The organism is Mucilaginibacter achroorhodeus, assembly GCF_007846095.1.
Taxonomy (GTDB): Bacteria; Bacteroidota; Bacteroidia; order Sphingobacteriales; family Sphingobacteriaceae; genus Mucilaginibacter; species Mucilaginibacter achroorhodeus.
Window position 1 is genome coordinate 427,101 of the sequence record NZ_VOEI01000003.1, and the last position, 13,985, is coordinate 441,085.

The 13,985-nt window shown below is 42.0% G+C and carries 9 protein-coding genes; 1 reads left to right on the top strand and 8 read right to left on the bottom strand.

Going from position 1 to position 13,985, the window contains the following annotated elements:
* Positions 1-99 precede the first annotated feature (99 nt).
* The 8 genes from FPZ42_RS11565 to FPZ42_RS11600 form a co-directional block, all read right to left on the bottom strand.
* Positions 100-1,920: a sensor histidine kinase gene (locus FPZ42_RS11565; RefSeq protein WP_146271506.1), complete on the bottom strand. Its 1,821-nt coding sequence runs from the start codon at positions 1,918-1,920 to the stop codon at positions 100-102.
* A gap of 75 nt (positions 1,921-1,995) precedes the next feature.
* A complete protein-coding gene (locus FPZ42_RS11570; protein ID WP_146271508.1) occupies positions 1,996-4,179 on the bottom strand; it encodes an alpha-galactosidase in 2,184 nt (727 codons plus the stop codon).
* A 156-nt stretch (positions 4,180-4,335) separates the two neighbouring features.
* On the bottom strand, positions 4,336-5,220 hold the full coding sequence (locus FPZ42_RS11575; RefSeq protein ID WP_146271510.1) for a bestrophin family protein: 885 nt from the start codon (positions 5,218-5,220) through the stop codon (positions 4,336-4,338).
* A 156-nt stretch (positions 5,221-5,376) separates the two neighbouring features.
* The gene (locus tag FPZ42_RS11580; protein WP_146271512.1) at positions 5,377-8,529 is read right to left on the bottom strand and encodes an efflux RND transporter permease subunit; all 3,153 of its coding nucleotides are present in this window, start codon (positions 8,527-8,529) and stop codon (positions 5,377-5,379) included.
* Between the two features lie 22 nt (positions 8,530-8,551).
* Entirely contained in the window at positions 8,552-9,652 is a 1,101-nt protein-coding gene (locus FPZ42_RS11585; RefSeq protein WP_146271514.1) for an efflux RND transporter periplasmic adaptor subunit, read from the bottom strand.
* A 26-nt stretch (positions 9,653-9,678) separates the two neighbouring features.
* Entirely contained in the window at positions 9,679-10,971 is a 1,293-nt protein-coding gene (locus FPZ42_RS11590) for a TolC family protein (RefSeq protein ID WP_186458751.1), read from the bottom strand.
* A 220-nt stretch (positions 10,972-11,191) separates the two neighbouring features.
* The gene (locus FPZ42_RS11595; protein WP_222431571.1) at positions 11,192-11,923 is read right to left on the bottom strand and encodes a response regulator transcription factor; all 732 of its coding nucleotides are present in this window, start codon (positions 11,921-11,923) and stop codon (positions 11,192-11,194) included.
* Positions 11,924-11,999: 76 nt separating this feature from the next.
* Positions 12,000-13,013 (bottom strand): mechanosensitive ion channel family protein, encoded by a 1,014-nt coding sequence (locus FPZ42_RS11600; protein ID WP_146271518.1) that lies wholly within the window; start codon positions 13,011-13,013, stop codon positions 12,000-12,002.
* Between the two features lie 197 nt (positions 13,014-13,210).
* Between FPZ42_RS11600 and FPZ42_RS11605 the strand changes: the two genes are divergently transcribed.
* On the top strand, positions 13,211-13,954 hold the full coding sequence (locus FPZ42_RS11605) for a hypothetical protein (protein WP_146271520.1): 744 nt from the start codon (positions 13,211-13,213) through the stop codon (positions 13,952-13,954).
* Positions 13,955-13,985: the final 31 nt, after the last annotated feature.

Consider the following 13,985-nt stretch of genomic DNA (forward strand, 5'->3'; position numbering starts at 1 on the left):
GGACATTATGCAATCAATTAATTGGGTAAAATTAAGCTAAAAGCCAATAACAGACTTGTAGGATATTATCCCAACATAGCATGCTTTTAACAAAATAGGTTATTTCTTAAGCCTGTAATAAAAACTTGTTCCGTTGCCTGGCTTACTTTCTACCCAGATACTACCGCCAAGCTTTTCAATCAAATCTCTGGCGATGGTCATGGCCATACCAGCACCACCTTTAGGGTTTCCGTTATCGGGACGGCCAAAGGCAAACAGCTTTTTTACACGGGCCTCATCCATTCCCGGCCCTTGGTCTGTAACTGCGATCCTTACAAATTTTCCTTCGTCAAACATATCAACAGTTATGTTACCACCAGCCGGCGAATGCTTTATTGCATTATGAAGTAAATTGCGGTTAACAAATTGCAATATCTCTATATCTGTTAACAGGTTAACCGCCGGATCTATATTGATGATTATTTTAAGATCATTAGCGAGAATCGCACGGCTAAAGAACTGTTCTGCCGATAGCCAAATTTCCTTTAGATTTACTTCAACAGCCTTAAAACGATAACCTGCCGACTGTTCTTTTACCCACACAAGTAAGTTATCGAAAGTTAAAAGCACTTGCCTTGTATCACGCTCAAGCTCATCGTAAAGTTGCTGTCGGGTGCCGCTGTCGAGCGTATCATCACGTAAAAGTTCCACTAGGCCCAAAGTGGTACTTAACGGGGATCTGAAATCATGCGCTAAAACGGATATCAATCTCCCTTTAAACTCGCTATCTGCTGCCAACCTTACACTGTAAGCCTTTGAACGCTTAAATTGCCATATCACAATAATGAGCAAGATCAAGCCGATCACTATGATGCCGGTTAACCAAATGATCCGCTTATTTTTCGCGGCATTAATAGCTTCCAGGGTTTGAATATCTGTCTGCGCTGCAGCATATTTCAAATAATCACCAACAAATTTTTCGTTAGCATTAGCTTTTTCTTCTAAAGCTTTAACAAGTAAACGATGGTAGTATAAAGACTTTGCAATATCCTTTTTAGAATCGTAAGCCTTTATCAGTTCGCGCTGTACTTCTGTTTCCCAAAACGAGACTCCGTTTTTCCTGGCAAGGTCTGCTATTTTGAAATATATGTTAATTGCACTGTCTATATCTCCCTTTGAGGTGTAATATCGGGCTTTTAATCCAAGTCCTTCAAGGTAATGGTAATCCCAGCCTTTGCGCTTAGCAGTAATAAGTATCCTGTCTATTATCGGTCCCGCCTTTTGAGGTTGATTTAAGTTTAAAAACCTGTCTGCATTTTGTTGGTCAATTGCCAGAAACACCCGTTCATCATGAAATATCTTGGCAACGCCAACAGCTTTATTCAGTAATAAACTAATAGAGTCTGCACTCAATCCGGGGTTCATGGCGGCATAATTCACATAGGTCATGCTTGTTACCGAATCCCTTGGGATACTCGCAGCAAGCGCCAAAGACCTGCGCGAAAACTCCACGCGCTTTGTACTGTCTCCTAAAAAGTCATACGCTAAAGCCTGGTTCATTAGCGACTGCATCATGTTTGCGGTGTCTTTCAATTTGGCCGAAACGCCGTAGGACGCAGCGTAACTTGATAAGGCCTGGCTATAAAGCCCCTTAAGTAATAAACCTGCAGCTATGTTAGAATAAGATTGCGCAATAGCCTTATCGTTATGCTGACGGCTGGCCATAGCAAGGCCCTTCACACCATAGATAAAAGTGCTATCGGCACTATTTAAATGTAAAAGAAAACCAAGCTGATTATACGTATCTAGATATTTTGCCGAGTCTTTAGCACCAAGCAATTGTTTGCGCACAATCTCAACATCGCGGTTCTGAGCGAAACCAGTCTCAGCGCTAAGCAAAGCGCCTAATATGATACAGCTTAAAATAAGGTAATTACGCACATCACTAATATAATAGATTTAGGTTGAAGGACTCTTATAAGTTGTATTAAAATCAGTAGTAACATAGTCGAGATCTCACTTCGTCTCGTCGATCTTAAGTACTACGCTACTTCGGCTTGGATCTATTTCTGGATCGATCCCCACCTTCATTAAAAAATCGCCGCTGTAAATGCTTTCACCATTAAACCTTCCTGTTTTACCCGGGTAAACATTAATTTCTCTAATGGTGTACTTTTTAGCCGGATCAAGGCCTTTTAGCAACATGCGCGACCTTGGTGCCGCATCGTAACGATTACTGACCAAATAGTCGAAAACAACGGCTGATGCTTTAATGGTATCTACATACATAACACAAGCTACCGGATCTGTTTGCGGATCGGACAAGCGATACTGATCTCCGTGCCAGATGATAGATTTGACGCTATTGTAATTTACAACAGCATCTTTGGCGAATTGCAGATCCTGTGGGCTAAGCTTAGCTATCACAATATCGAAACCCAACTTACCCATCATAGCTACATCTACCCGGTATTTTAATGATTGCTTGCCCCAATCTGTAACATGGGTGGAGCTGGTAATTGCCGGGTAGAAATAAGAATATTCCCATTGTATGTAAATCCGTTCTAAAGGATCGGTATTGTCACTTGGCCAAAACTCTGTAAAATATTGCAGGGCGCCATAATCCACGCGTCCGCCTCCACCAGAGCATAACATCATTGGCACATCAGGGTATTTCTTACGGATACGTTGTAAAACGGTATATAAACCCCTAACGTAATCAACATATAATTGCGATTGCTGAATTTTTAAATGAACCGAATAAGCATTATAGATTACCGCGTTACAATCCCATTTAATATAAGCTAACTTTGGATCTTTAATGAACAATGAATCAACAACCTTAAACACAAAATCCTGCACGGTAGGGTTGGTAAGATCCAACACCAACTGGTTACGAAAATAATACTCGTCCCGCTTTGGTTGTTTGATTACCCAATCAGGGTGCTTACTGTAAAGTGCGCTTTTAGGGTTTACCATTTCCGGCTCTATCCATATTCCAAACTTAACTCCTTCTTTATCTGCTTCCCTCGCAACTGAGGCGATACCGTTAGGCAGTTTCTTTCGGTTTTCTTCCCAATCGCCTAAGCCGGCATGGTCATCATTACGTGGAAACTTATTGGCGAACCAACCATCATCAAGCAAAAACAGATCTACCCCAAGCGCCTTTGTGTCTTTAAGCAGACCAAAAAGTTTCTGTTCGTTAAAGTCAAAATAGGTAGACTCCCAGTTGTTTAGCAAAGTTAACCGGTCGCCCTTGCCATTCATTAATTTATAATTGCGCGCCCAGTTGTGCAAGTTTCGGCTGGCCACACCCTTCCCTTTTGATGAGAAGGTGTACACAAATGCCGGTGTAGTAAAATCAACATTGGGTTTTAATTTATATGCTGATGCATAATTGTTGATGCCCGATATGACGCGCAGGTTATCGTCCGGGTCGAGTTCGAGGTCTGTACGGAAGTTGCCGCTCCATTCCAAAGCCGCCATCATCACTTTGCCTTCGTCCTCGGTAGCGGGCTTATTAAGCGATACCATAAACATTGATGGCATAAATAAATTAGCACGGGTACCCAACTTGCTATCCAGGGTTTTGATACCGTGGGTTAATTGAGTTTCTTCCGGGCGCATTTCTTTTGCCCAATCGCCATGATATTGCCTTAACCAATAAGCCTTGCTGCTCAGGTTAAGATTTGCTGACGCGAATTTTTGCAAGGTGATCTCCCCCTTCTCCTGGTGGCGAATAACGCTCCATTGTTCAACTACGTCGTCTTTTATATAAGCTTTATAATACAGGGTCACAACTACCTTATAAACAAGATCTTTAAGTACAACTGAAGTAAGTGTAACATCTTCTGACAGCTTATCTACTTTGTGACTTACGTACCGCAGATCTAACGATTGATTGCCATCGGCATGTTGGATACTAATAGCAGGTTCTAATAAATTACGCGAGCCGGAAGGTGTATATGCAGATTGATAAAGGCCGGTATAATCTGACGTGCGTACTTCCTTTATTTGCGAGTATTCATCTGGGGTATTAAGCCTTTCCCCAAAATATGCTTGAACCAGATCATTCTTAGCAGTAACCTGAAGTACAACTGCGTTATGAGCCGTTTCAATTGGGATGGTTAATTTTTGCGCTAAAGATCGATTGACTGATAATAAGACAAACGGCATTAAGAAGAGTATGCGTTTTTTCATATGCTTAGGATGGTTATCGAGTTTGAGAGCTTTATGGATACAATGATTAAGATCGTTGTTATGCAATTTAGCAAGTTGCCGTGTTTCAACAAAACAAACACAGCCATTGAATTTGAAGTTCAATGGCTGTGTAAACAGTATTGTTATTTGCTTAGGCTACATCATGTAAAAAGTATTCGGTTGGGGCTTTTGCTCAGGAGCAGGTAACCGCGACATTTCGTAAAGATTACGTTCTATAGTCGCCGATAATGCATTCATCGGTGTATCAGTAGGTTTATTCTCAAAAGGGTCCTGCATCAATATCGCTGTTCTTTCGATTGTTATAAACAGAACCGGTACGGCGGTAGCCAGGGCAATCTCTATTATCCAATGATGATCGTCTAACCCGAACGGGAAAATAGTGGTAAGCACGTATATTAAAAAATGTATCAATACGCTATAAGCCCTTGGGAATATAGTGTTTTTAATACGCTCACATTTTCCCATCGAATCGGTAAGGCGTTGAATAGTGTTGTCAAGTTGAACTTGTTTATTAGCATTAAGATCATACTGCTCACTAACATCGGCCAAACGTTCGGCATGGATGCTTAATATAAGATTTGGGCGATTTTGACTATCCTTTCCTATCTCTTTAATATATTGTTCTACTTTGTCTGATGGGCATTTTCTCAGCGCTTCGGTAAGTGCGTAGCACCAAACCGATTGCCGCACAGCAAATTCCTTAACAATATTGTTTCTTTCGGCGGCCTGCGGCAAAAATTGGATCAACTGTCTTATTAACGTACGGCTATCATTAACTATAGCGCCCCAGATGATGCGGGCTTCCCACCAGCGTTCGTAAGACTGTGCAACCCTAAACGCAAGTAATAAAGAAAGCAGCGTACCTACCATAGCGGATATACTGAACGGAATAGAAAGATCTTTAAAAAAGGAAAAATAATCTAAGGCACCTACAAGACAGGCGTATAAAAAAATGCCAAAAATATCCCATTTGATAAGTTTCAGAAAGTAAATGATCGAGATCTGTTTATTCAGTAACATAAATGATGTAGGGTTGCAGTTTACGTTTAAATCAAAACAGAAACAACAAGCGCCAAATTTAGTTTGGAAAGGTAAAAACTAAAAAAGCTCCGATGGCTATTAACCATCGAAGCTTTGCACTTATAGTAGATGGGGTATATACTTCTTTAAATGTCTTTATCTTGTAGTAGGGTCAACTTTGCGATATGCCCAGCCAAATATCAGCGGGAACACCCAAAGGCTAAAGATCATTGCACACAAGATACCGCCGATAACTACCCTTGCCAACGGCCTGGAGCTTTCTGAACCGATGCCATGTGAAATTGCAGCAGGGAATAAACCTATTGCTGCCATCATGGCCGTCATCATAACCGGGCGGATACGCGAGTGTACCCCCATTTTAATGGCATTGTACAAAGCCTGGTCTCCAATATGAAGGTTCTCCAGGTTCTGCTTGAACACCGTTATCAACAACACGCCATCCTGGATACAAATACCAAACAGCGCGATAAATCCTATACCCGCAGATATACTGAAGTTAGTGCCTGTTATTAATAAAGCTAAAATACCGCCTACTATGGCAAATGGTACGTTTAAGAACACCAGTGCAGCATCCTTGATGTTGCCGAACATGATGAACAGCAGCAACAGGATCAACGCTAAGCTAATAGGTACAACCTGTGTAAGGCGTTTTGTTGCACGCTGCTGGTTCTCAAAATCGCCCTGCCACTCTACACGGTAACCTCGTTTAACCTGCACCTGTTTAGATACCTTTTTCTGTGCTTCGGCAATGGTACTACCCATATCGCGGCCCCGCACAGAAAATTTAACCGTAGCATAACGCTCATTTCCGTCCCTGAAGATAAGACAGGGCCCGGTCTTTTGTGATATCTCAGCGATCTCATTGATCGATACTTTAGCGCCACTCATGGTGGGCACAAGTAAATTCCCAATATCGTCAGGTGTTTTTCTGAATGCTTCCGGGAACCTCACTCGTATATCAAAGGTGCGCACGCCCTCGTAAAGCGTTGATGCAGCCTCCCCGCCTATTGCCATTGCTATTACGGAGTTTGCATCGGCAGTACTAACGCCATATTGCGCCATCTTTTGCTGATCCAGGTGTATATCAAGCTCAGGCAAACCAATGCTTTTAAGTACGCCGAGGTCCTCGATACCCCTAACGGTTCTCAAAACTTTATAAATGCTATTTACGCGGTTCTCCATATAATTCAGCGAATCGCCATAAACTTTTACCACGATGGAGCCTTTAACGCCTGAAACGGCCTCCTCCACGTTATCGCTGATAGGCTGCGAGAAGTTGAGATCCGCGCCGGGTATAACTCCCAGTTTCTTATGCATCTGGTCTATCAGTTCCTCTTTGGAGACCTTAGATTTCCAATCCTCCTCCGGATACATAATAACGTCAAACTCGTTATTGTAAAAACCCGCCACGTCGGTACCATTATCTGGTCGGCCGGTTTGCGATACCGCATATTTTACCTCGGGGAAGGTCATTAATATCTGCCTCACCTGTTTAGATACCGCTACAGACTGATCAAGCGAAACGCTATATGGCAACTGTACCCTCAACCAAATGGAACCCTCGTTCAATTCCGGCAAGAACTCCGAACCTAAAAAAGAGAACGAGAACAACCCAACAACCATGGCAATTAGCGATGCAGTTACCACAATTTCTTTACGTTTAAAGGCTTTTACATAGCCCGAAAGCATAAACTTAGTAAGTCCATGCACGATAGGGTTATGCTTTTCATGGATATTTTTACGCAAAAGCATACTTATCAATACCGGTACAAGCGTAAGCGTAGTTATCAGCGCACCCAGCAAAGCAAAACCTAAAGTGTAAGCTAACGGTGAAAATAGTTTGCCCTCTACCTTTTGGAAAGCAAATATTGGCAGCAGGCCAGTGATGATAATAAGCTTGGCAAAAAAGATAGCCTTACCCAATATTGCACCCTGGTTCTTAATAATGCCTGATTTGAACCGTTTGTTAAACCGCTCGGTGCCAAGCAATGTCGATCTATGCTCGAGATATACAAACATCCCCTCTACCATTACTACGGCACCATCTATGATGATACCGAAATCGACTGCGCCTAATGAAAGCAGGTTGGCCGACATACCCATTAAATGCAGGCAGATGAAAGCGAATAACAGAGCTAGGGGTATAATGATGGAAACGATGAGCGTTGTGCGCCAGTTAAACATAAATAGCGATACAAGCAGCGTTACCAATAAAATACCTTCTATCAGGTTATGTAATACGGTGTGTGTTGCATAGTTGATAAGATTAGTACGATCATAGTATGGAACTATCTTGGTATCAGCAGGCAAAACATCGTTATTTAGATGATCTATCTCCTTTTTAAGCGCAGCAACCACTTTGGTTGGGTTCTCCCCTTTACGCATCACGATGATCGCCTCAACAGCATCATCATCATTTAAAACTTTACGTTTACCATCCGGGCTGTCAATTGCATCGCTGCGGCCTACCCAGCCAAGTCTTGGCAGGTTAGATATTTGTACATCAGCTACATCCTTTACCAGAACCGGCACGCCATTATTATTGGTTACAATAATGTTTTTAATATCGTTGATATCATTTAACAGCCCTATACCACGTACAGCAAAGGCCTGATGATTTTGAACGATCATATCCCCACCTACGTTGATATTCGTTTTTTGTACAGCCGTGAAAACATCAAGAGGCGTAATGCCAATATTGGTTATTTTCTTAGGATCAACTGTTATCTCGTAAGTTTTGGTTTTACCGCCAAACGCGTTGATATCGCCTATGCCCGGTATGGCTCTCAATCTTCTATCGATCACCCAGTCCTGTAAGGTTTTAAGCTCTCTTACATCACGTACAGAACTTTTAAGCGTATAACGGAATATCTCGCCGGTTGGGCCAACCGGCGGCTGCACAGAGGGTTGTACCCCATTAGGCAAATTTGCATTTTGCAACAGGTTCATCACCTGGGCCCGGGCCGCGGGGTCTTTCACATCATCATCAAAAATGATCTTGATGTAACTTAAGCCAAATATGGTTGATGATCTTAAGCTTACCTTTTGCTGAACAGGGTTAAGTGCTATCTCCAGCGGAATGGTAACCAGTTTCTCAACCTCCTCTGCACTTTGCCCCTGCCATTGAGTTATAACGTCAATCTCTGTATTGGTCACGTCAGGGAAGGCTTCTATCGGCATCTGGCTGAATGTGATTAAACCGACCACTACAAGCAACCCTGCAAGCGAAATAATGAGGTATCTATTTTTGAGGGAAAATCCGATAATTCCCTTTAACATCTTGTTCATATGAATATACTTAGATTGGGAATTAACTATTTAACGAACCGTATATGAGTATCGCGTCAGATGCAACAAGCCTGTCGCCAGGTTTAACACCACTACGGATATAGGCCTTGCTGCCATTAATGCTGATCACATCAACCCCCCTCAATTCCGGTTTATTATTAGGGTGTAGAACGATCACATAGTATTGGCTATGATCAAAAATTAAAGCACTGCTGGCTATGGTTGTGGCCTGTTGCGATTCAGTATTATTGATAGCTACCGTTGCAAACATTTGCGGCTTTAATAAATACCCTGGGTTATTAAGCACCACCCTTATCTTCATTACTTTTGTGGTTGGGTCTAAAACATTCATCACACGGTTAACCACACCTTTAAAAACTTTATCGGGGTAAGCTACTGTAGAAACTTCTGCAGTATCCCCGTTGTGTACTTTGCTGATGTTCTCCTCGTAAACGTTTGCCTGTACCCATACACTTTGGAGATCTGATACCACAAATAAAGGGGCATTATTATCCGTACGGATATTGGTGCCGTTGTTCACATTCTTTTGAACTACAAATCCCGGTACCGGTGTTTTGATCAGATATTTACCATTTGTATTGTTGCCATTTACGCTTAACACTCGTTTTGCAGCAATCAGTGCTGCTTCAGCCTCGGTATAGTTGGCTTGCGCGGTTGTAATATCAACCTGCGATGCAAGGCCGCTATTATAAAGTTGCTTCTGCTGATCCAGTTGCTTTTTGGCTACCGTTACCTGTGCTTCGGCATTAACTAAAGACGAAGAAAAATTAGCCATCTCGCTACTGCTAACGGTGCCAAGTACCTGGCCTGCCTTAACATAGTCTCCCGGCATAACTGTGATGCCGCTGGCAGTACCACTAACCAAAGGATAAATGTTGGCTACCTTATCGGCATCAAAATCAACCATACCGTTAAATTTCAAGGCATCGGTTACGTTTGATGTTGTTGCCGTATCAACCTTAAGTGTGCGCGCCAATGAATCTGGTATTACATAGGGCTGGCGTTCGTCGGTATTTTCTTTATGGCTGTTGCAAGCGCTCAATAAAAGCAGTGAAAAGGCAGCAGGAACATACATTGCCCGCAGGTTGAAACGCTGTTTCATATAAGTTATAGGGGTGTTAAACGTGATCATTTGTTATTAAAAAATGGGGTTCCGGTAACGTAATTAAGTTGCTCTAAAGAGGCCATCTTTGCCTGCTTTAAGTTATTGATCTGCAGGGTGGTGTTCTTGTAAGAATCATAGAAATCTAAAAACTCAAGCAAACTGATATTGCGTTTTTGATAGTTATCAAACACGCCTTTAATAAGACGGGTGAAATTCTTATCAAAAGATGGATCAATACTGTTTGAAAGCTGTTCCTGCCTTTGTGCCAATCTGTAATAGGTGCTTAATTGGCTTTGTACAGCATCCGTTTGCGATTGCAATTGTAACTGGCTTTGCGATATGGCCAACCTGGCCTGTTTTATACCGCCCTGATTACGGTTGAAAAATGGCAGGTTAAACTCGATACCCGCACCAATAAAGTTGTTACCGTAACTACCCAGCTTATCATAGTTTACAGATAAGCTAAAGTCGGGCACGGCCATGCTTTTCTGCAGCTTAAGATTGATATTATTGTAATCAACCTGCGATTTTGCAAGCCTGAGATCATAGCGGTTCACGTTTGCAGAATCTATCAATTGCTGATACGGCACTGATGTAAGCTTTTGCTGATCGCTATCAATATCTATAACGGGCGCCACAGGCTGATCCGGGTTTGCCCTGATAAGCAATTTAAATTCTGATGCCGTGGTATCAATGCTGGTAAGCAGGTTGCTGTATTCGCCTTGTAATGAATAAAGCTGTGATTGAATACGAAGCACTTCTTTTTGAGCGATGTTGCCTGCCGCATATTGCTGCTTGAAAACTTCCAGCGTTTTCGCAAGCGAATTGATCTCTTCCTGGTAAACCTTGGCTGATTGCTGCTGATAGTATATGCTGTAAAAATCTGTTCTAAGTGTATACCTAAGCGTACGCAGCAGATCAAACAGCTGGTATTTACTTTGAGTTACACCTATTTTAGCCAATTGAATGCTGTTATTGCGTTTGCCCGCAGTTTGTATCAATTGCGATAAAGTAGCAGATTGCTGGCTTGCCGCATTGGCAACTTGTGTAGCATGAATACCGTTGGTAAAGCTAAAATCAGGATTAGGGAAAAGCTTAGCCGTAATAACCTGTGCTTCGGCGATATTTACATTGTATTTTTGAGCCAGGAATTGCAAATTGTTTTGTAACAGGCGATTCTCAGCATCCTTAATATTTAGTTTTAAAGTATCTGCAACGGGTTCTGTTTGTGGTAGCGCCGCTAAGGCGTATGTTTTTATCGATAGACTGAATAACCCTGCAGATAGCAGGATAATTTTGATGACCGATCTGTTCATATGGTAAATTGAGGGTATTAAATTCATTGACCAAAGCTATATTGGCGGTATTGGAACAAGGTTAGATTAGAATTAAATAGCGATTAGAAATTTGATAATCGTAAAGCTGAAAATAGAATTAAAATTCAATAAAAAGGTGACTTTGTTGCAGGTTAACAGTGTAACCGCTATTGACTTACTGACTTTATAAGGGCAGCTATGTACCGGGATTATCAGGTTTTTAATCTTTGATCACGTAACCCGCACCTATCATGGTATAGATAAGCTGTTTAGAAAATCCCCTATCTATTTTGGTACGCAGGTAATTGATATAAACATCTATCAGGTTTGTTTGATTTTCAAGACAATGGCCCCAAACCTCTTTAGCTATGTGCTCACGCGATAAAACACGGTTCTTGTTATAAAGCAGTGTGCTTAATAGCTTAAACTCTTTTAAGGTTAAAGGAATCACCTTACCGGCTCTGGTTACCGTTTTAAACTGCACATCAAGTGTCAGATCTGCCAACGATATTACCGATGAAGATTGCTCAGCTTCCTCATCCTCATCAAATTTGCGGGTAAGCGCCCGGATGCGGGCAAGTAACTCGCTAAAATGGAATGGTTTTCCCAAATAATCATCAGCGCCGCAATTCAGCCCTTTTACTCTGTCTTCAACACCGCTAAGGGCGCTAAGGATCAGTATTTTCAACTTTATTTTTTCTTTACGGATGCGTTTGCACAGTTCTAATCCGCTTATATGCGGCAGTACGATATCAAGGATAACGAGGTCGAAATTTTTGCTTGTAGCCACTGTTTCATCAAGCGTACCTTCTGTTAAATGAGTAACGTCATAAGCATGCTCGGCCAAACTATTTTTAATAATGGTCGCCGTTCTTGGATCGCCTTCGAGCAATAGAATTTTCATGAACTTTTTGGCAAAAGTAAGCGGCAGTAAAATGCGTTTGTACTGCATTAAAGGATTCTAATTCAGTATTAGAAAATTCTAATTCTGAACCGCCGTATCACGTTAACCAGTTTTACGAAAAAAACTAACTGCCCTCAGGCGCAAAGGCAACCTTTTCGGGATTTGCGTTGAGTTCGGCAATTACGGCTTTAACAATATTGCTACGCATTTGAGAAGACTGTTTTGGGTCGACAATATAGATCAGAACCACTTCTACCCAGTTGTTCTCGTGTATCCTGAAATTAACGAACGGGAATTCCTTGATATCGATATCGTCTACAGGTGTTTCTGATATCAGGTCGCGCATATCCTGCACGTGCTCCTTGGTTTTTTCGTCTAACTGACCAAGGCACGTTCTCCTCACGATATTCTCAACCCAATCCAGATCACTCTTGTATGTGATGTAAAACGATATTTCGTTCCAAACCAAAGGGTAGCGCTGCCATGAGTAATTATAAACCTGGTTTTGAAAGATAAGGCTATTAGGAAATCGAATCAACCTTCCGCTCGGCAAGTCGCTGGTCATTAAATTACCGGAGAATTCCCACAAAGTGGTATCCAGGAAATTTATCTCCACTACATCGCCGTTAAAGCCGCCAACTTGTATCCTGTCGCCAACCTTGAAAGGGCCGCGCATCACAATATAAAACCATCCAATAAGGGAGGCAATTGGCGTTTGTAAAGCAAAGCCCAGTAATAAAGATATTAGCCCTAATGATACCGCGGCGGTGTACCAGTTGGCATTTAAGAATGATATAAATATGAATATGATTACTATGAAGGTCACCAGCCGGGTAAATTGTATAAGATTATACAACAAGCCTTTTTCCAGTGTGCCTTTAGCTATTTGCGTTTGAATAACCCTTGATATAATGAGTACGCCGAAACTGAGCGCGGCTGCAAATAATATATTATCCAGCACGCCATGATAATTACCTATAAAATCAAAAGCTTTTAGCCTTACCAGGAAAGATGTAACTATACAGGCAACGGCTCCTATAATGTATCCGCTTATTTTAAGTTTTCTGGCTTCCTCGTTATGAAGTTTTCTGATTGCGGCTTTCTGTTCGGGTGTAGCTTGCTGGTCTTTGATCTCCATGTTAGGGGCAGGTTATCTTTTTATTAATTACGCAGTAAAATATAAAATTGGTTTTAAAAAATCGAGGTCAGTATCAAAAATCGAATTGTAAGATACTAAGGTTGCGTATGAATTTAAATTAATTTGCTTTTCATACCCTCTTCAGCCCGCAGGGGTAATTTTGGATTATAAATTAATTCAAATCAAAAACAGAGAATATGAAAAATCAAATCAAAAAGATAGCCATTACAGCCAGTTTAGCTTTAATGACCAGCATGGCATTTGCACAAGTAGCGCCAGCTAACAGAAACTTACCTGCACCACCGGCTGGCGGCCCCGGCCAATTACCTCCGCCGCCGCCGGGCAGACCAGATGCAGGCCCGGGTCGTGCTTTTGGATTGCGCACCTTAACTACCTTAACAGGAAAGGTTACTGCATACCAAACCAACGACCGCTATGCTTACAATAGCTTTACAATGCAAACCGGTGGACAATCAGTAACGGTCAGGTTTCCTGAACATATGGGCAAACAGTTAATGAGTGCCGCAGGCAAAGGCGAATCGGTTTCGGTAAAAGGCTTTACAGAAAATGGCCCGGATGGTGTCAATGCTTTTCAACTGGTAAGCGTTTCTGCGGGTGGAAAACAATTAACAGATACGCCACCCGCACTACCTGTTCAGCCGGTAGCAGAAGCAGCTGCAACTTTTACAGGTAGCATCAGGGATTTTAAAAGAGACCAGGGCGGTGCCATACGAGCAATCACCTTGGGCAACAATCTACAAATAGAACTTCCTCCGCCTGCAGTTGAACAATTACAGTCGTCTTTAAAATCCGGCGACAAGGTGAAAGTTACAGGTTTCAAAGATTCGCCGCCATCAGGAGTGGTATTGGCTTCAGGTGCCCCTACCATTGTGCGAGCACAAACGCTTGAAGTAAACGGGCAAACATATTTGGTTCGCTAATCTTTTAAGAGAGAGAAGGTCATTTGATCTT